General features: G+C 69.8%; 16 protein-coding genes and 1 pseudogene. 10 read left to right on the top strand and 7 right to left on the bottom strand.

Annotation, left to right across the window (positions count from 1 at the left end):
• Together AC13HU_RS11940 and AC13HU_RS11935 are read left to right on the top strand one after the other, a co-directional pair.
• A partial coding sequence (locus tag AC13HU_RS11940; RefSeq protein ID WP_483041786.1) for a sensor histidine kinase occupies nucleotides 1–408 on the top strand: 408 nt, incomplete at its 5' end.
• A 195-nt stretch (nucleotides 409–603) separates the two neighbouring features.
• Nucleotides 604–2,196, top strand: coding sequence for a hypothetical protein (locus tag AC13HU_RS11935; protein ID WP_483041785.1), 1,593 nt, complete (start codon nucleotides 604–606; stop codon nucleotides 2,194–2,196).
• A 61-nt stretch (nucleotides 2,197–2,257) separates the two neighbouring features.
• On the opposite strand, the gene AC13HU_RS11930 is transcribed toward AC13HU_RS11935, so the two are convergent.
• The 3 genes from AC13HU_RS11930 to AC13HU_RS11920 all read right to left on the bottom strand — a co-directional run bounded on the left by AC13HU_RS11930 (nucleotide 2,258) and on the right by AC13HU_RS11920 (nucleotide 4,071).
• Entirely contained in the window at nucleotides 2,258–2,623 is a 366-nt protein-coding gene (locus AC13HU_RS11930; RefSeq protein ID WP_483041784.1) for a hypothetical protein, read from the bottom strand.
• A gap of 85 nt (nucleotides 2,624–2,708) precedes the next feature.
• Entirely contained in the window at nucleotides 2,709–3,128 is a 420-nt protein-coding gene (locus tag AC13HU_RS11925; RefSeq protein WP_483041783.1) for an RbsD/FucU family protein, read from the bottom strand.
• A gap of 88 nt (nucleotides 3,129–3,216) precedes the next feature.
• Nucleotides 3,217–4,071 (bottom strand): chitosanase, encoded by an 855-nt coding sequence (locus tag AC13HU_RS11920; RefSeq protein WP_483041782.1) that lies wholly within the window; start codon nucleotides 4,069–4,071, stop codon nucleotides 3,217–3,219.
• Between the two features lie 213 nt (nucleotides 4,072–4,284).
• Here AC13HU_RS11920 and AC13HU_RS11915 point away from each other — a divergent pair, with 213 nt between their 5' ends.
• Both AC13HU_RS11915 and AC13HU_RS11910 read left to right on the top strand, forming a co-directional pair.
• Complete coding sequence (locus AC13HU_RS11915; RefSeq protein ID WP_483041781.1) at nucleotides 4,285–4,515, top strand: DUF2277 domain-containing protein; 231 nt, start codon at nucleotides 4,285–4,287, stop codon at nucleotides 4,513–4,515.
• Between the two features lie 95 nt (nucleotides 4,516–4,610).
• Nucleotides 4,611–5,051 (top strand): PPOX class F420-dependent oxidoreductase, encoded by a 441-nt coding sequence (locus AC13HU_RS11910; protein WP_483041780.1) that lies wholly within the window; start codon nucleotides 4,611–4,613, stop codon nucleotides 5,049–5,051.
• A gap of 237 nt (nucleotides 5,052–5,288) precedes the next feature.
• Here AC13HU_RS11910 and AC13HU_RS11905 read toward each other — a convergent pair whose 3' ends face one another.
• Nucleotides 5,289–6,746, bottom strand: a complete 1,458-nt coding sequence (locus AC13HU_RS11905) for an LCP family protein (protein ID WP_483041779.1) — start codon at nucleotides 6,744–6,746, stop codon at nucleotides 5,289–5,291.
• A 238-nt stretch (nucleotides 6,747–6,984) separates the two neighbouring features.
• Nucleotides 6,985–7,851, bottom strand: a complete 867-nt coding sequence (locus AC13HU_RS11900) for a helix-turn-helix domain-containing protein (RefSeq protein WP_483041778.1) — start codon at nucleotides 7,849–7,851, stop codon at nucleotides 6,985–6,987.
• A gap of 181 nt (nucleotides 7,852–8,032) precedes the next feature.
• Here AC13HU_RS11900 and AC13HU_RS11895 point away from each other — a divergent pair, with 181 nt between their 5' ends.
• Nucleotides 8,033–8,512 (top strand): ATP-binding protein, encoded by a 480-nt coding sequence (locus AC13HU_RS11895; protein ID WP_483041777.1) that lies wholly within the window; start codon nucleotides 8,033–8,035, stop codon nucleotides 8,510–8,512.
• Between the two features lie 240 nt (nucleotides 8,513–8,752).
• On the opposite strand, the gene AC13HU_RS11890 is transcribed toward AC13HU_RS11895, so the two are convergent.
• Nucleotides 8,753–8,989 (bottom strand): DUF397 domain-containing protein, encoded by a 237-nt coding sequence (locus AC13HU_RS11890; protein WP_483041776.1) that lies wholly within the window; start codon nucleotides 8,987–8,989, stop codon nucleotides 8,753–8,755.
• Nucleotides 8,990–9,225: 236 nt separating this feature from the next.
• On the opposite strand from AC13HU_RS11890, the gene metG reads away from it, so the two are divergent.
• Nucleotides 9,226–10,965, top strand: coding sequence for a methionine--tRNA ligase (metG, locus tag AC13HU_RS11885; RefSeq protein WP_483041775.1), 1,740 nt, complete (start codon nucleotides 9,226–9,228; stop codon nucleotides 10,963–10,965).
• Nucleotides 10,966–11,213: 248 nt separating this feature from the next.
• Here the strand turns inward: metG and aspS are convergent, their stop codons facing one another.
• A complete protein-coding gene (aspS, locus tag AC13HU_RS11880) occupies nucleotides 11,214–12,980 on the bottom strand; it encodes an aspartate--tRNA ligase (protein ID WP_483041774.1) in 1,767 nt (588 codons plus the stop codon).
• A 148-nt stretch (nucleotides 12,981–13,128) separates the two neighbouring features.
• Between aspS and AC13HU_RS11875 the strand changes: the two genes are divergently transcribed.
• The 4 genes and pseudogenes from AC13HU_RS11875 (at nucleotide 13,129) to AC13HU_RS11860 (ending at nucleotide 16,971) form a co-directional block, all read left to right on the top strand.
• Nucleotides 13,129–15,270, top strand: a complete 2,142-nt coding sequence (locus AC13HU_RS11875; RefSeq protein WP_483041773.1) for a SpoIIE family protein phosphatase — start codon at nucleotides 13,129–13,131, stop codon at nucleotides 15,268–15,270.
• Between the two features lie 38 nt (nucleotides 15,271–15,308).
• Nucleotides 15,309–15,716, top strand: coding sequence for a hypothetical protein (locus AC13HU_RS11870; protein WP_483041772.1), 408 nt, complete (start codon nucleotides 15,309–15,311; stop codon nucleotides 15,714–15,716).
• Between the two features lie 95 nt (nucleotides 15,717–15,811).
• Nucleotides 15,812–16,270: pseudogene (locus tag AC13HU_RS11865) on the top strand (alpha/beta hydrolase); the annotation flags it as partial.
• Nucleotides 16,271–16,704: 434 nt separating this feature from the next.
• The gene (locus AC13HU_RS11860) at nucleotides 16,705–16,971 is read left to right on the top strand and encodes a hypothetical protein (protein WP_483041771.1); all 267 of its coding nucleotides are present in this window, start codon (nucleotides 16,705–16,707) and stop codon (nucleotides 16,969–16,971) included.
• Nucleotides 16,972–17,000: the final 29 nt, after the last annotated feature.

Genomic DNA, 17,000 nt, shown 5'->3' with positions numbered 1-17,000 from the left:
CGCCCGGGCTCCCTCACCGGCGCCGGCGGCCCCGGCACCCCGCCAGGACCGGCGCCGGTGCTCGGCGACGAGGCGCGGCTGCGCCAGGTCGTCACCCACCTCGTCGGCAACGCCGTCGCCCACCCGCCCCCGGGCACTCCGGTACGGATCGGCGTCGGCACCCGCGGCGGGCACGGCATCCTCGAAGTCGCCGACCGCGGGCCCGGCCTCACCCCCGACCAGGCCGCGCGCGTCTTCGAGCGCTTCTACCGTGTGGACGCCTCCCGCTCCCGCGCCACCGGCGGCGGCGCGGGCCTCGGCCTCGCCATCGCGTCCGCGCTCGTCACCGCCCACCACGGCACCGTCGAACTCGACACCGAGCCCGATCAGGGCGCCACCTTCCGCATCCGCCTGCCCTCCGCGCGCTGACCTGGCACGCCGGCGGCCGACCGGGACTCCGATCCGTGGTGCGCGGGTTACGGATGGGTATCAGGAGGCAACCTTCCGTCCGGATAGCCGCTCTTTAGGTGCACACGCGCGTTCAACTGTGGTTTCGGCGTTTCGCACCTCTACGCTCGCGAAACCGGGGGGTACCGCGCCACTCCCGAGGCTGGAAGGTCGCCGATGCCCGAACCGCTGAGCGCTGCACGCCGAGGCCCCTCGCAGGCACCCGGGACGGCGGCCGCGCCCATCGCAGGGGCGGCGGCCGGGGCGCCCGCGCGGCGGTGGGGGCTGTGGATCGCGGCCGTCTGCGCGGTGTTCGTCGCCGCGCAGTTGATCCTGGTGCTGCCGGGTTCGGGGCTCGGCTGGGACGAGACGGTCTACACCAGCCAGGTGAGCGGCCACATTCCGGCGGCGACCTTCAGCGCCCCGCGGGCCCGCGGGATCTCTTTCCTGGCCGCGCCCGTCGCACAGTTCACCGACTCCCCGGTCGCGCTGCGGCTGTGGATGGCGGCGCTGTCCGGCATCGGCCTGTACATCGCGCTGCGCGCGTGGCGGCGGGTGCTGCCCGAGCGCGTACTCGCCCTGGCCGGGGCCCTGTTCGCCGGGCTGTGGATCACCCTGTTCTACGGGCCGCAGGTCATGCCGAACATGTGGAGCACGTTCGGCGCGCTCGCCGCCGTGGGCTGCTTCGTGCGGGCCACCCGCGATCCCCGGGACCGCGCCGCGCTGGTCGGGCTGGCCGCGGGCGTCACCGTGGTGGGGCTGATGCGCCCGCCGGACGCGGGCTGGCTGGCGCTGCCGCTGGCCGTCGTGGCGCTGGCGGTGCCGCGTTGGCGGCGGCCGGCGCTGTTCGCGGTGCTGGTCGCGGGCGTGGTGCTCGGCTGCGCGGAGTGGGTGATCGAGGCGTACGTCCGCTACGGCGGTCTGACCGAGCGGCTGCACAGTTCCAGCGCGGTCGAGGGCGGGATGGGCCTGCACATGGCGGTGGACGACCAGGTCCGCGCGCTCAACGGCCGTGCGCTGTGCCGCCCTTGCAATGTGCCGTGGCGGCACAAGGACGCGTCGGCGTGGTGGTTCGCGCTGCCGTTCCTGGCCGCGGGCGGCGCCGCCGTGGTGCCCCGGGTGCGGCGCTCCGCGGTGTGGCTCGCCGGACTGACCGCGCTCGCGATGGCCGTGCCGTACCTGTTCACGATCTCGTACGCGGCCCCGCGCTTCCTGCTGCCGACGTACGCGCTGCTGGCGTTGCCGGTCTCCGAGTGCCTGTGGTGGCTGGTCACCCGGTCCGGCAGCCGGACGGACGAAGCCCCGGAGCGGCGGCCCGGCGCGCTGCCCGGCGAACTCCCCGCCGTGCGGCCCCGGTTGCGGCTGCGCCCGGCGGCCACCGCGCTGGTCGCCGTCGGGCTGTGCGGCCACCTCGCCATCCAGGGCGCCATCCTGCACACCGCCACCCGCAACAACCACCGCACCAGCCAGGAGTACCGCGCCGTCGCCGACGGCCTGCACGCCCACGGCGTCCGCGCGCCCTGCACCCTCAGCGGCGTCTCGGCGGTGCCGATCGCCTTCTACACCGGCTGCTCGTCACGGCAGTTGAGCGGACCGGACAAGAGCATCGACACGGCCGGACTGCTGGCGCAGACCCACCACCGGCCGGTCGCCGTCCTGGTCACCGGGGGTGGCCGCCCGCCCGCGTTCGCCCGCGACTGGCGGTCGGTGCCGCTGTCCACCCCGCACGGCGCCCGCGCCTTCCGCGCCTACCTGCCGCCGTCCCGGTGAGGCCCGGCGACGGACACGGGCGCAGGGACAGGCAGAGGCACAGCCACAGCCACCGGCACGGCTAAAGGTCCGCGATCTCCTCGGCGTAGATCTGCCCGAGCGGCTGCGGGCCGACGTACTGCTGGCAGTTGCAGGTGCCCGCTTCGTACTGCGTGGGCTTGCGGTCGGCGTCCCACGCGGTCGGGACCTCCACCGCCTCATGGCACTTGCCCTGCTTGTCGTGCTTGGCGAGGTGGTGGGTGCAGCCGCATACCGGCTCCGGCGTGCGCCCGGCCGCGGCGACTTCGCGCCGCTCGGCCTGCGCGGACTTCAGCCGCTCCATCTGCCGCTTGTGGCGGGTGCGCAACGCGGTACGCACCGTGTCGTTCACCGACTTGACCGCCCCGAGGCCGAAGACGGCGACCACCCACCATATCCAGGCATGCATCGCGCCTACTCCCCCATCCGCCCGGTGCCGATCGGCACCCACTGCCCTTTGACAGATACAGCTTAGAGCCGCGGGCAAGTGCGGGTCAGTCCGCGCGCACACCAATGGTGAGCAGCAGGTTCGCATACGTACGCCGGTCGCCGGTGGCGATCACGAGGGCGGTGTCGGGGCCGCGGGCGGCGTCGTAGAAGGCGTGCCGGTCGAGGCCGTCGAGGGTCAACTCCGGTAGTGCGGAACGGAATTCGGCGAAGACCGGGGGCTCGGGCTGCTCGGCCGGCGGGGTCATCACCGTGGCGGCCTCGAACGGCACCGCGTCCACCAGCGCGGCCAGCACCTCGGTGACCAGCATCCGGTCCGGGGAGAGATTGAGGTGCACGCGCTCGGCGGCCGGGTGCGCGCCCGTGGAGTGCGGGTAGTGGCCGTCGCCGATCAGCACCCGCGAGCCGTGGCCTGCCGACGCGAGCGCGGCAAGAATCGTCGGGTGGGTGAGCTGGTAGCGCAGCATTTACGGCTCCTTGAACGCGCAGGCGGGCGTAGAGATCGGATCTCTACGCCCGCGAGCGTACCGGGACCAGCAAGCCCTACGGCAGGTCCTACGGCAGGGTGAGGATCGCGTACGAGTCCCCGTAGGTCTTCCAGTGCAGCGGCGGGTCGAGGTTGAGGTTGCCGGCCTTGAGGAACACCCGCTGCTCGGTGTCGACCCGGCTGGTGTCGTCGTGCGCGGCCTCGGTGAGCATCGCGGCCTTGCGGGCGTCGAGGTACGCGTTCAGGTACGTCGTCTCGTCGCCGCCCTGCGCGGGCGTCTTCGCCTTCTTCATCGCGGTCTTGCGAATCCCGCCGAAGCTCACCGGGTCGTCACCGGGGCCGTGCATGACCATGGCGTCGTAGTAGATGAACTGGCCCAGCGTGCCCAGCCCGTCCGCCTTGGCCTGGTCCACCGCGGGGTTGAAGTACACGTCGTCGCGCTCGTCGTCCTGCGCCTGCTGGAAGACGCTGTCCTTCGCGGCGGTCTTCCACGCGCTGACGAACGCCGAGCCGAGGCCGGAGTGCGAGTCGGAGCCGTTGTCCTGCTCCAGGGCGGGCAGGTACTTCGCCAGCGGGTTGCCCGGCTCCATGTCCGTGTAGTGCTGGACGAGTTCGAGCATGTCGCCGGTGCCGGAACAGAAGCCGATGATGCCGGCCGTGTAGCCGCGGCCGTCACCGATGTCCTCGATGTACTTGTACTGCGCCTTCCAGTTCAGCGAGGAGTTCTCGGCGGAGGAGACCAGCTCCATCGCCATCTCCTTCTTGTGCGGGTCGTCCAGGCCGGTGCCGGTCGCGGCACTGGAGGTGCCGGCCATCGACAGGGTCGCGGTGCCCGCGGCGAGCACGGCCGCGGCGGCGGCCAGCGCGGTGCGCCGGGTCAGGGTACGGCGCGGGGCGCCGGCGCGGTGGGGGGAGGTGTGCACGTGCGTCTCCGATTCCGGCCGCGACCTGGTTCCGGGCAGCGGCCAACTGCGGTTGCTGTGCCAACACTTGCTGTTAGTTAGGAAAGGTTCCTAACCATGCGCAGCATTGAAGCACCACCGGGGCCGCACGCCAAGGGGGTGGACCGGATCGATGCGCACGAGCACCATCCGGCACCGCTGCCCCATGTCGGACCCGCGCGGCACACTGGAAGCATGTGCAGAAGCATCAAGACCCTGCGTCCGCCGATGGTCCCCGAAGTGCATGACGAGGACATCCGTTCCGCCGCGCTCCAGTACGTGCGGAAGGTCTCCGGGTTCCGCGCGCCCGCCGCGCACAACCAGGAGGTCTTCGACGCGGCGGTGGCCGCCGTCGCCGCGGCCACCGCCGAACTGCTCGACGGCCTGGAGGTGCGGGGCGGCTCGCCGGCGAAGGCAGCGGGCTGAGCGCGCGCCGACCGCGGACCGGCGGCGTGCCCGGTGGCGTACCCGAGCCGCCGCGCCGACCGTCACGCACGGTGGTTCGGCCTTAACCTTTCGCCATGGCGCACATGACCGAGGCGGAGTGGCGCGAGTTCGCCACGACCGGCACTCGTACCGGAAAGCTCGCCGTCCAGCGCAGGAACGGACGGCCGCACGTCACCCCCGTCTGGTTCGTCCTCGACGACGCCGACCCCGCCGACGTCCGCGTGGTCTTCATGACCGGGCAGGACACCCTCAAGGGCCGCGCCCTCCGGCGTGACCCGCACTTCGCGCTCTGCGTGGACGACCAGGAGCCGCCCTACTCCTACGTGCTCTTCGAGTGCACCGCGGAGTTGCTGGAGGATTTGGTGGCCCTCCAGGACTGGGGCACCCGGATCGGCGCGCGCTACATGGGCGCCGACCGCGCGGCCGAGTTCGGCGCACGCAATGCCGTTCCCGGCGAATACCTTGTCCGCGCCCGCATCGACCGCCTCACGGCCGAGGCCCACGTTTCGGATTGACGGGACCCCCCGGGTTGCCCGGCCCTACCGGCTGAGGGACCACCTGCCGGTGGGGGGCTGGTCGCTCCGTACTCCCCCAGGGCTTCGCCTGGGTGGTGCCCCCACGCGCCCCTGGTTTTGCGCGGCTCTTCCGCGAGAAGAGGGCCACCAATCCAGGGACGCGGGCAACTGCGCGCGTAACCACCGACCGGCCGCGAGGTCCGGGAACCGCAGGACCCGGCAACCCGGGCGGGCCGCTTACCCGTACGACAGTTTGGCGCAGGGGTTGCTGGAGGCGCTGCGGGCCGAGTCCGTCACCGACTTGGACAGCGTCTTGGGCGTCGAGTCCGCGGACTTCGCGAAGTCAGCGCCGACCACCACGTCGAGCCCGCTCATGCTCAGCGGGTGCAGCTGGGAACCCGGGAAGAGCTTCGCGAGTGACTTGGCCTGGCCGGCCTCCGCGGCGCCGTACTCGATGACGGTCGTCGCGTGGTCCTGGGCCCGCGCGGTCGACGTGCCGGTCACGGTGAACCCGGACTTCGTCAGCTTGTCCGACGCCTTGCCGCCCAGCCCGTCCGTGGTCGTGCCGTTGTAGACGGCCACGGCGATGCCCGAACCGTCGACCGTCGGCGTCGGGGTGGCCTTCGGGGTGACCTGGCCGGAGGCGTTCGTCCCGTTCAGCGTGCGGTTGGCCCGCAGCTCGGAGAACAGGTCGTCCACGTCCGGGTGGACGAGGTCTATCCGCGCCCCGGAGTACTTCCAGGGCGCGGTGATGAACTGGATGTTCTTCAGGTCCACGTTCTTGAGCGACAGCCCGAAGGACATCAACTTCGCCGCGGTGCCGAGCCCCGGGTCCACGGTGAGCGACTTGGTCGCCGCGTTCGCCAGCGGCAGCAGCGTGGTGGGGTTCATGCCCTCGCCCTTGACCTTGGCGATCAGGGCGGACAGGAACGCCTGCTGGCGCAGCATCCGGCCGACGTCCGAGCCGTCGCCGATGCCGTGCCGCATCCGTACGTAGTCGAGCGCGTCGTGGCCGGACAGGTTCTGCATGCCCTTGTGCAGGACGAGCTTGCCCTTGTACCCGAGGTTGGGGTTCATGTCCCCGGAGTAGATGTCGTTCGGCACGCAGACGTCGACGCCGTGCACGGCCGAGGTCATGGAGGCGAAGCCCTCGAAGTCGACCACGATGGTGTGGTCCACCCGCATCCCGGACAGCTTCTCCACGGTGTTCTGCGTGCAGGCCGGGTTGCCCTCGGCGGTGTCGCCCACGGAGAACGCCGAGTTGAACATCGCACTCGGCTGCTCCGGCGACCACTTGCCGTCCGGCAGCAGGCAGGGCGGGATGTCCACCAGGGAGTCACGCGGGATGGAGATGCCCACCGCGTGCTTGTGGTCGGGATAGACGTGCAACAGGATCGTGGTGTCCGAGCGGCCGATGTCGCCGGACGTGCCCTTGCCGCCCAGCTTGGCGTTGTCGCCCGAGCGGGTGTCGGAGCCGATCAGCAGGACGTTCTCCGCCTTGTCGCCGTTGGCGTCGGCCGGTTCGGCCTCCGGGCGGTCCTTGCTGAGGCCGGCGGAGTCGAAGGTCGAGATGTTGGCGTTCAGCTTGAAGTAGATCGCTCCGGCGCCACCGACGACCAGCAGGACGAAGGACACCGCGATGGCGATGATCCAGCGTTTTCGGCTCCGCCTGGGCTTACGCCCACGAACGCCCATTCCCACACCTTCGGTCCGGCGGCTTTCGCGACACACGAAGCCCTAACTTCTACCAGCTCCCCCCGGGCGAATATATGACGCAGATCACATCGCCCAGCGGGGATCGGGCGGCCACCCGGCCGGCCACTGTACGTGCCGGAGATGTCGAAGGAGGGGGTACCGAAGGCGTGATCCCTGCCACCCTCCTTCCGAACGTCGGGCGAGCCACCCGGCGCGGGGCCGACGCCGGCCCCGCGCCTCACAGCTCGCGCTGGAGCGCGTGCAGCCAGTCCACCGACTGCGCCGAGTTCAGGGCGATCCGGTCCAGCGCGTCCATCGCCTTGGTGTACTCGACCACTTCGTCGTGCTTGTCGACGTAGAGCGCGCCGGTGAGCTGCTCCAGGTAGACCAGGTCCGGCAGATCGGACTCGGGGAAGCTCAGCAGCGTGAAGGCGCCGCCGCCCGCCGCATGGCCGCCGGTCGCGAACGGCAGGATACGTACGTCGACGTTGGACGCCTCGGCCGCTTCGAGGAGGTGGCCGACCTGATCCCGCATGACCTTCGGTCCGCCGAACGCCCGGCGCAGCGCGCCTTCGTCCATCACCGATACGAAGTGGGGTGCCCGCTCGGAGACGAGGAGCTTCTGCCGCTCCAGGCGTAGGCCGACTCGTCTTTCCACCCAGGAGTCGGCCGCGCCGGGGTGCCCGAGCCGGATCACCGCCCTTATGTAGTCCTCGGTCTGCAACAGGCCATGCACGAACTGCACTTCGAAGGTGCGGATCAGCGCCGCCGACTCCTCCAGCCCCACGTACGTCTGGAACCAGGTCGGCATCACCTCGCCGTACCCGTGCCACCAGCCGGCCGCGTTGGCCTCCCGGACCAGTCCCAGCATGGCCAACCGCTCGGCCTCCTCCGTCACTCCGTACATGGTCAGCAGGTCGGCGACGTCACGCTCCTTGAAGCTGACCCGCCCCAGTTCCATCCGGCTGATCTTCGACTCGGAGGCGCGGATCGAGTAGCCCGCGTCCTCCCTGCTGATGCCCTGGGACTCCCGCAGCCGCCGCAACTGCGCTCCGAGCAGCATTCGTCGCACGATGGACCCGCCTCCCGGCTGCCCTGCGCTCATAGGTCACGCTCCGCCCTTAGCTCATCAGCAGTCTGCCACTTATGCGCTGCGCGCAGTACCCATACAGTCACTCTCCATCGTCACGTGCATCAATTCCTTGCAGATGCACGTGCAGACGCCCTTGCATGGTGGGGTGCTGATCCATGAGCATGGTGACCGTGCAGATACCTCGGGGGCTCGCATGAGGGCAGAGGCAGCAGCCGTGCTGGAACCGTTATGGCAAGGCGTACTCGCGCCAGAGCGACTCGCCGCCGGCAGCGGAGCCACGTGCGGACTGTCGGCTGCCCCTGAATCGGTGCGCGAGGCACGCGGGTTCGCGCGCGCCACCCTTCAGCGCTGGGATCTCCCGTTACTGCGCGACGCCATGGAACTGGTCGCCTCCGAGCTCGTCACCAACGCGCTGCGGTACGCGGTGCCGATCGGGACGCCCGGCAGGCCGGTCCAACTGAGCCTGGTGCGCTGGACGTCACGCGTGGTGTGTGCGGTGCGCGACCCGAGCGGGGTCGCGCCGATCGCCAAAGACGCCGACTACGTCGCCGAGACCGGCCGCGGGCTGCACCTGGTGGAGTCCTTCAGCGAGAACTGGGGCTGGCATCCGCTGAGCGGGGCGGGAAAGGTGGTCTGGGCGCTTTTCCTCGCGCCCGGCGACAGTGCGCTTTGACTTTCCCTTCCCGCGAGACGGCCGGGCGTCCCCACGCTTCGCGCGGCCGGACTTCGTGCGGCCGGACTACGGGACCGCCGGAACTTCGGGGCATCGTCACGTCGGGGCGTAGGTACGTCGGGGCATAGGCACGCCGCCGAACCGGCTTCGGGACACCACCATCGGTGAACCGGAGCCGGGTACTGGACGGGATTCCTGAAGGCGAAGATCGGGACCGATACCAGGTCGGACGCCGATCCGCTAGGGCATCAGATGATCGAACTCGCCGGCCTTCACGCCGATGATCATCGATTCGATCTCGGCCCGGGTGTAAATCAGCGCGGGCCCGTCCGGAAAGCGGGAATTGCGCACCGCGACCTCGCCGTCCGGCAGGGCGGCGAACTCCATGCAGGTGCCATTGGCATTACTGTGCCGACTCTTCTGCCAGGCCGCTTCCGAGAGATCCTCCGCAGCCATTCCGTTGTGCGTCCGGCGCATCAGCGACTCCTACACCTGTGCCTCGTCTGGTACTCGAATCATAACTCGTAGCCAAGTCACGTGCATGTGCACGTGCATGTGCATGTGCAGTCACGCGCGGTGATCTTCAGGGCCGACCTTCGGGGCTGTGGTGCCGACTTATCAACAGTCGGTAACCACCTGTTCGGGTCAGATACGCTATTGACGGTCCGTAGACGAATTACTCACTCCGCGCAACGAATTGGGAGCAGCCTGCAATGGCTCGTCACCTCATCACCTCAGCCCTGCCCTATATCAACGGGATCAAGCACCTGGGCAACATGGTGGGGTCCATGCTCCCGGCGGACGTCTACTCCCGGTATCTGCGTGACCGCGGCCACGAGGTGCTGTACATCTGCGCCACCGACGAGCACGGCACCCCTGCCGAACTCGCCGCCAAGGAGGCCGGGTTGCCGGTCGACGTCTTCTGTGCCCAGGCGCACGACGCGCAGCGGGCCATCTACGACGGCTTCGAGCTGTCCTTCGACCACTTCGGCCGCAGCTCCTCCGCGCAGAACCGCGACATCACCCAGCGCTTCGCCCGCACCCTGCACGAGAACGGCTTCATCGAGGAGCGCACCGTCCGGCAGGTCTACTCGCTGGCCGACGAGCGCTTCCTGCCCGACCGCTACATCGTCGGCACCTGCCCGTACTGCGGGTACGACAAGGCGCGCGGCGACCAGTGCGAGAACTGCACCCGCGTGCTCGACCCGACCGACCTGATCGAACCGCGCTCGGCGATCAGCGGAAGCAGCGCGCTGGAGGTTCGCGACACCAAGCACCTCTTCCTCCTCCAGTCCAAGCTGGCCGGCGAGGTCGAGGCGTGGATCGACGCCAGCAGCAGGGACTGGCCGACGCTGGCGTCCTCGATCGCCCGCAAGTGGCTCACCGAGGGGCTCCAGGACCGGTCGATCACCCGCGACCTCGAGTGGGGTGTCCCCGTGCCCGCCGACACCTGGCCGGAGCTTGCTGCCGAGGGCAAGGTCTTCTATGTCTGGTTCGACGCGCCGATCGAGTACATCGGTTCCACCAAGGAGTGGGCCGACGCCGCCGGCGAGGGCGAGACCCGCGACTGGCGGTCGTGGTGGTATGACGCGGACGGCGGCGAAAACCCGGTCCGCTACACCGAGTTCATGGCGAAGGACAATGTCCCCTTCCACACCGTGATGTTCCCGGCCACCCAACTGGGCACCCGCGAACCGTGGAAGAAGGTCGACTACGTCAAGGCTTTCAACTGGCTCAACTACTACGGCGGCAAGTTCTCCACCTCGCAGCGCCGCGGCATCTTCACCGACGCCGCGCTGGAGATCCTGCCGGCCGACTACTGGCGCTACTTCCTGATCGCCAACGCGCCGGAGTCCGACGACACCTCCTTCACCTGGGAGTTGTTCACCTCCTCGGTCAACAAGGACCTCGCCGACACGCTCGGCAACTTCGTCAACCGCGTGCTGTCCTTCTCCCGCAAGCGGTTCGGCGACGCGGTGCCGGACGGCGGCGCCCCCGGCGCGGCGGAGGCGAAGCTCGGCGAGCAGATCTCCACACTCCTGGCCGAGTACGAAGACCACATGGAGACCCTCCAGTTCCGCAAGGCCGCCCAGTCCCTGCGGGCGCTGTGGAGCGCGGGCAACTCCTACCTGGAGGAGAAGGCGCCCTGGATGGAGATCAAGACCTCGCCCGAGGGCGCCGCGCTCACCCTGCGCACCGCGATGAACCTCATCCACCTCTACTCGGTCGTCTCCGAGCCCTTCATCCCCGCCTCGGCCCGCGCCATGCGCGCCGCGTTCGAGCTGCCCGGCGACAACGCGCCCTGGGTCACCGCCGACCAGGCCCGCGCTCTCACCACCGTGCCCGCCGGCACCCCGTTCACCGTGCCGCCGGTCCTCTTCGCCAAGATCACCGACGAGGACCTGGCCGCGTTCACCGAGCGCTTCGGCGGCGACCCGGACGCGGACGCGTAGCGGCGCACACACCACCGAGCCCGCCCGGCACTTGAGCGCAGCCGGGCGGGCTCTGTGGTGTTCGTACGGCCTACGGCCTACGCACTAGTGCCGCGACCGGCAAGGTTTGCCCGGTAAGCGAGGCGTGCTGGCGTGGTCGTCCGCAAGGCGCCGCAGCGGCCTCGTAGTGGGCCTACTCGGCCGATGCGGCAACGCCGTGGACGGCCGCGCCAGGGCGGCGAGCGGGGCAAACCTTGCCGGGAGGGGCACTAGTTCTTCTGCGCGGGCTTGCGCAGTTGGAGGTGCAGCTCCCGCAGGCGGGTGTCGGGGACCTCCGAAGGCGCACCCATGAGGAGATCCTGGGCGTTCTGGTTGAGCGGAAACGCGATGGTCTCCCGGATGTTCGGCTCGTCCGCCAGCAGCATGACCATCCGGTCGACGCCGGGCGCGATGCCACCGTGCGGGGGCGCGCCGAAGTGGAACGCCCGCAGCATCCCGCCGAACTCGGCCTCCACCGTCTCCCGCGAGTACCCGGCGATCTCGAACGCCGCGTACATCACCTCGGGTTCGTGGTTCCGGATCGCGCCGGAGGACAGCTCGATGCCGTTGCACACGATGTCGTACTGCCAGGCGAGGATGTCCAGCGGGTCCTTCGTGCGCAGCGCTTCGAGGCCGCCCTGCGGCATGGAGAACGGGTTGTGCGAGAACTCGATCGCACCGGTGTCCTCGTTCCGCTCGAACATCGGGAAGTCCACGATCCAGCAGAAGCGGAAGACGCCCTCGTCGAACTGCCCGGCCCGCCGGGCCGCTTCGACCCGCACCGGGCCCATGATCTTCGAGACCTCGTCGAACTCCCCGGCGCCGAAGAAGATCGCGGTGCCCGCCTTGGCGCCGACCGCGGCCAGCAGCGCGCTGGTGTCCTGCTCGGTGAGGAACTTCGCGATCGGCCCGGTGAGCGCGCCCTCGTCGCCGACCCGCACCCAGGCCAGGCCCTTCGCGCCGAGCGAGACGGCGTAGTCGCCGAGCGAGTCGAAGAACTTCCGCGACTGGTCGGCGGTGTCGGGCACGGCCAGCGCGCGGACGTGCTTGCCGGCGAACGCCTTGAACCCGGAGTCCGCGAAGATCCCGGAGACGTCGACGAGTTCGAGCGAGGTGCGCAGGTCGGGCTTGTCGTTGCCGTACTTGAGCATCGACTCGCGGAAGGGGATTCGCGGGAAGGGCGAGGTGACGGTGCGCCCGCCGCCCAGCTCGGTGAACAGGTCGGTCATCACCTTCTCGATGACGCCGAACACGTCCTCCTGCTCCACGAAGCTCATCTCGACGTCGAGCTGGTAGAACTCGCCGGGCGAGCGGTCCGCCCGGGAGTCCTCGTCGCGGAAGCAGGGCGCGATCTGGAAGTAGCGGTCGAACCCGGAGATCATCAGCAGCTGCTTGAACTGCTGCGGCGCCTGCGGCAGCGCGTAGAACTTGCCGGCGTGCACCCGGGAGGGCACCAGGAAGTCGCGGGCGCCCTCGGGCGAGGTGGCCGACAGGATCGGCGTGGCCATCTCGTTGAAGCCGAGCGCGGTCATCTCGCGGCGCAGGAAGGAGATCACCTGGGTGCGCAGCATGAGGTTGCGGTGCATGCGCTGGCGGCGCAGGTCGAGGAAGCGGTTGGTGAGCCGCATCTCCTCGTTGGCGTTGTCCTCGGGGAAGACCGGGAACGGCAGCGGCTCGGCGGCGCCCAGCACTTCGAGCGAGGTGACCTCGACCTCGACCTCGCCGGTGGGCAGTTCCGGGTTGACGTTCTCCGCCGAGCGCGCGAGCACGCGGCCGTCCACCCGCAGCACGGACTCCTTGGACTGGCCGCTGAGCCGGTCGTAGACCGGGGAGCCAGGGTGCACCACGAGCTGGGTGAAGCCGTAGTGGTCGCGCAGGTCCACGAAGAGGATGCCGCCCAGATCGCGGCGATTGTGCAGCCAGCCGGACAGGCGGACGTCGGTGTCGACGTCGGTGGCGCGCAGCTCGCCGCAGGTGTGGGACCGGTACCGGTGCATCAGCTTCGTCCTAGGCGTGGGATGTGACAGAAGTCGTCGGTGGTCTGGTGTCGGGAAATCGGTGGGGCTCAGCCTACCGGCGCCCCTCCCCCCACCCTCCACAGGGATCTATTGGCCCATACCATCCGGAGCACCATAAACTAGGAAAATGCGCACAGAGGACGTCCTCGCCGCCGCGGGCTACGGACTGTGGCAGTGGGACGAATCGACCGGCACCGTCGCGATCGACGGTCGTGCGGCCCGCCTGCTCGGACTGCCCGGCGGAGCCGCCACCCGCCGATCATCCGAGGTGCGCGCCCGACTGCACCCCGCCGACTACGTCGCGCTGGCCGGCTCCGTGTCACTCGCCGCCGCCGAGGGCACCGTGGCCGAGGCGCTGCTGCGCGTGGTCGCCGAGAACGGCCAGGTGGAGCGCACCGTCCGGGCCCGGGTACGGCCGCAGGGCCCCCTGCTCAGCGGCAGCCTGCACGAGATCCGCGAGCCCTCCGCGCCCTACGACGGGCAGGGCCCCGGCAACGGACCGGGACACGGCCACGGCCTGGGCCACAGCGCGGGCCTGTCCGGCCTGGCCCGCAGCCACAACGCCCACGGCGACTGGCGGCGGGCCCGGGAGGCGTTCCTGCTGGACGCCGGGCGCGCGCTCGCCGAGGCCGACTCCACCTCCGAGGTGCTGCGGGTCGCCGCCACCTTGTCCATGCCCGGCTTCTCCCCCGACGGGCTGGCCGTCTTCGGTGTCGACGGCGACCGGCTGTCGCTGATCGGCCACCATGGGCAGGAACTGGGCGACCCCTTTCTGCTCGACATGCCGCTGACCACGGACTATCCCGCTGTCACCGCCGTGCGCACCGGCCAGGCGGTCTACCTGCCCAGCCCCGAGTCGTACGAAGAGCGGTACCCGATGAGCTGGCCGCTCATCAAGCCGTACGGCCGCTCCTCGTGGGCGTACCTCCCGCTGACCGTCGCCGGGTCCACCATCGGCGCCTGGATGGCCGCCTTCCGCGAGCGGGTCGACTTCACGCCCGACGAGCGGTCGGTGCTCACCACCGTGGCCCGCATGCTCGCCCAGGCGCTCTCCCGCGCCCACCTGCACGAGTCCGAGCGGGCCCTGTCCGACGGCTTGCAGCGCACCATGCTGCCCGCCCGCGAGCCCGAGATCGACGGGATGGCGGTCGCCGCGCGCTACGTCCCGACCGGTGGCGGCCTCCAGGTCGGCGGCGACTGGTACGACGTGATCGACCTGCCGTCCGGCCGTACCGCCCTCGTCATCGGCGACGTCCAGGGCCATGACGTACGGGCCGCCGGGATCATGGGCCAGATCCGGATCGCGCTGCGCGCCTACGCCGCCGAGGGCCACAGTCCCGACGCCGTACTCTCCCGGACCTCACGGTTCCTGGCCGGCCTGGGCGCCGACACCTGGGCCGAGGAGCCCGGCGGCACCCCCGACGTACGCTTCGCCACCTGCCTCTACCTGGAGGTCGACCCGGCCGACGGCACCGTCGAGGTGGCCCGCGCCGGGCACCCCGAACCCGCGATCCGGCTCGGCGACGGCACCACGATCATGCGGCGCACCGCGGGCGGCCTGCCGCTGGGCATCGAGCCCGACACGGACTACCCCACCACCCGGCTCGTCCTCGAACCCGGCGAGGTGCTGCTGATGTGCACCGACGGGCTGATCGAGACCGGCGGGCACGACCTCGACACCGGGTGGCTACGGCTGCGCGAGGTCTTCGAGGCCGGGCCCGCCGACAATCTGGAGCAGCTCGCCGACTCCATGGTGCGGGCGGTACACGGCCCCGCCTCCCACCACACCACCGGGCCGCTCGCCGACCGCCGCGAGGACGACATCGCACTCCTGCTGCTGCGCCGCGACCCCGACGGGCCGACCTGCGCGGTACCGATACGGCGCACCGTCCTCACCGTCTCCCAGTCCGACCCCGGGCAGATCCGCTCCGCGCGCGAGGACATCCGCTCCCTCCTGCACGACTGGACCTCCCCCGACCAGTTCGAGTCCGCGGTACTCCTCGTCTCCGAGCTGATCACCAACGTCCTCGTGCACACCGACGACGACGCGGTCCTCATCGCCGAGGTGATCGGCATGCCCGGCACCCGCCGCCTCCGCGTCGAGGTCGCCGACCGCTCCGACGACATGCCCCACCCCCGCTCCCCCGGCGAACTCGCCTCCTCCGGCCGCGGCCTCTTCCTCATCGAGGAACTCGCCGACGCCTGGGGCGTCGAACCCCGCGGCGACGGCAAATCCACCTGGTTCGACCTCTTCGAATCCCGCCCCTGACACTGCCTTGGGCCTCCCCTGGAGTGCCCGATGCGAAGATGGACAGCGGCTCGAACACCTTGACCGGGTCCTGCCGGTCCCTGACGTCCCAGTTCGGCAAGTACGGCCTTGACACCTCGGGCCTGCAGAAGCTGAGCGCAATTGCAGCGTGGACACAGGATCAGTTGCCCGACCTCCGCAGGCGCCACGCGCTCGCCGTGGCAGCGAACAAGGTCCACCCGAACGCCACCACAATCCACATCCCTGAGCCGTTCTCCATCGGTGCCGCCGACTACGCGTTGTACCAGCAGGCAGCCGCCACCAAGGACAAGGCGTCGATCGACCTGGTCAAGAGCGACCTGCGCAAGCACCTGAACGACCGAGCTTCCTCAAGGCGTACTCCGACGCGGCGCCGGACGACATCACGGCCTTCCAGGGACTTCCCGCCGACGTGGCCGACAAGTTGAACCGTCTGAGGCTGAAGGCGGAGGTCCAGAAGCCGGACTGCCCGCAGCGGTTGAAGGACTTGTGGAACAACGTCTCGGACATCACCAAACCGCCCATGTTCTTGCTGGGCTACGACAACATCGGCAACGGCCACGTAGCGCTGTCCTTCGGCAACCCGGACAAGGCGTCAAACACCGCTGTGTACGTACCTGGTACTGGATCAACGCTGGATGGAGGAGCCACACACGACCTGAACCGGGCCGTGACCCTCTACAAATCGGCGAGAAGCCACAAGTCCAACTCCACTGCGTCGATCTTCTGGCTCGGCTACGACGCACCCGGCTGGGCCGTCCCCGGTCCGGCGACGCCGGACTTCGCCAACGCCGGCGCTCCGAAATTGGCCGCGTTCGTCAACTCCCTTGCCACGAACCACACTGGCGCAAGTCACGTCACAGTGATCGGGCACAGCTACGGCACCACACTCGTCGGCGACGCGTTCGCGCACGCCCACATGAAGGCCGACGACGCCGTTTTCGTCGGGTCGCCGGGCGTGACCGTCGACAAAGCCTCGCAACGAGGACTCCGGCGACGCTCTGCACGACTTCGGACAGGCAGAGAACGGCCTCATAGGCACCGGAACCGACCTGGTGACCGGCGACCTCGACAGCGCGGGACACGAGATCAAAGATGTCGGCAGCGACCTGAAGGACAGCGGCAAGAACGTCGTCCACACGGTCACCGACTTCTTCAAGTGACGTGCGCCGGTGATGGGAACATGAGCAGACCCAAGCGAACCACGAAGAGCGCCATCGTCATCGCCGTCCTGGCCATGGCTACAGCAGGTTGCGGAGACATCATGAACCACGGCAGCGCCTCGCCCGCCTCGGTGGAGAAGAAGGCACACACCCTCACCGAGCAGACGCTCGACGCGATTCGCCCGGTGATCGGTTCTGCGGGACGTCGGTCAACGGCGCCGCCTGGCACAAGTGCGACACCGAGACGCCCGGGGTGCACCGCTTCGAGTACACCTACCAGCTGAAGCTGGATGTCCCGCAGGACCAGTCCAAACCCGTCATGGCCGCCGCCGCCAAGGCGCACTTCGTCAAAGAGAGCTACCGCCTCGACGCACCGGATCCGGATGGCACCCAGGTCGCCGCGACCGAGAAGAACTCGGGCTGGCGTGTGGGGGTCGGAGTGGACAACGACAAGTCCTCCATGTTCATCAGCGTCGACTCCGACTGCGTGGGCACCAGTCACGATCCGAAGACCTCGTAGGGGAGTTGGGCGATCGGGTGGGCGTGCGG

The sequence above is a fragment of the Streptomyces sp. NH27 genome (assembly GCF_056859195.1).
This window is presented reverse-complemented; position numbering and strand designations above follow the sequence as displayed.

Coding starts and splice junctions, on each gene's coding strand:
- AC13HU_RS11935 (WP_483041785.1), top strand. CDS start 604: ATGCCCGAACCGCTGAGCGCTGCACGCCGAGGCCCCTCGCAGGCACCC.
- AC13HU_RS11930 (WP_483041784.1), bottom strand. CDS start 2,623: ATGCATGCCTGGATATGGTGGGTGGTCGCCGTCTTCGGCCTCGGGGCG.
- AC13HU_RS11925 (WP_483041783.1), bottom strand. CDS start 3,128: ATGCTGCGCTACCAGCTCACCCACCCGACGATTCTTGCCGCGCTCGCG.
- AC13HU_RS11915 (WP_483041781.1), top strand. CDS start 4,285: ATGTGCAGAAGCATCAAGACCCTGCGTCCGCCGATGGTCCCCGAAGTG.
- AC13HU_RS11910 (WP_483041780.1), top strand. CDS start 4,611: ATGGCGCACATGACCGAGGCGGAGTGGCGCGAGTTCGCCACGACCGGC.
- AC13HU_RS11905 (WP_483041779.1), bottom strand. CDS start 6,746: ATGGGCGTTCGTGGGCGTAAGCCCAGGCGGAGCCGAAAACGCTGGATC.
- AC13HU_RS11900 (WP_483041778.1), bottom strand. CDS start 7,851: ATGAGCGCAGGGCAGCCGGGAGGCGGGTCCATCGTGCGACGAATGCTG.
- AC13HU_RS11895 (WP_483041777.1), top strand. CDS start 8,033: ATGAGGGCAGAGGCAGCAGCCGTGCTGGAACCGTTATGGCAAGGCGTA.
- AC13HU_RS11890 (WP_483041776.1), bottom strand. CDS start 8,989: ATGCGCCGGACGCACAACGGAATGGCTGCGGAGGATCTCTCGGAAGCG.
- metG (WP_483041775.1), top strand. CDS start 9,226: ATGGCTCGTCACCTCATCACCTCAGCCCTGCCCTATATCAACGGGATC.
- aspS (WP_483041774.1), bottom strand. CDS start 12,980: ATGCACCGGTACCGGTCCCACACCTGCGGCGAGCTGCGCGCCACCGAC.
- AC13HU_RS11875 (WP_483041773.1), top strand. CDS start 13,129: ATGCGCACAGAGGACGTCCTCGCCGCCGCGGGCTACGGACTGTGGCAG.
- AC13HU_RS11870 (WP_483041772.1), top strand. CDS start 15,309: ATGGACAGCGGCTCGAACACCTTGACCGGGTCCTGCCGGTCCCTGACG.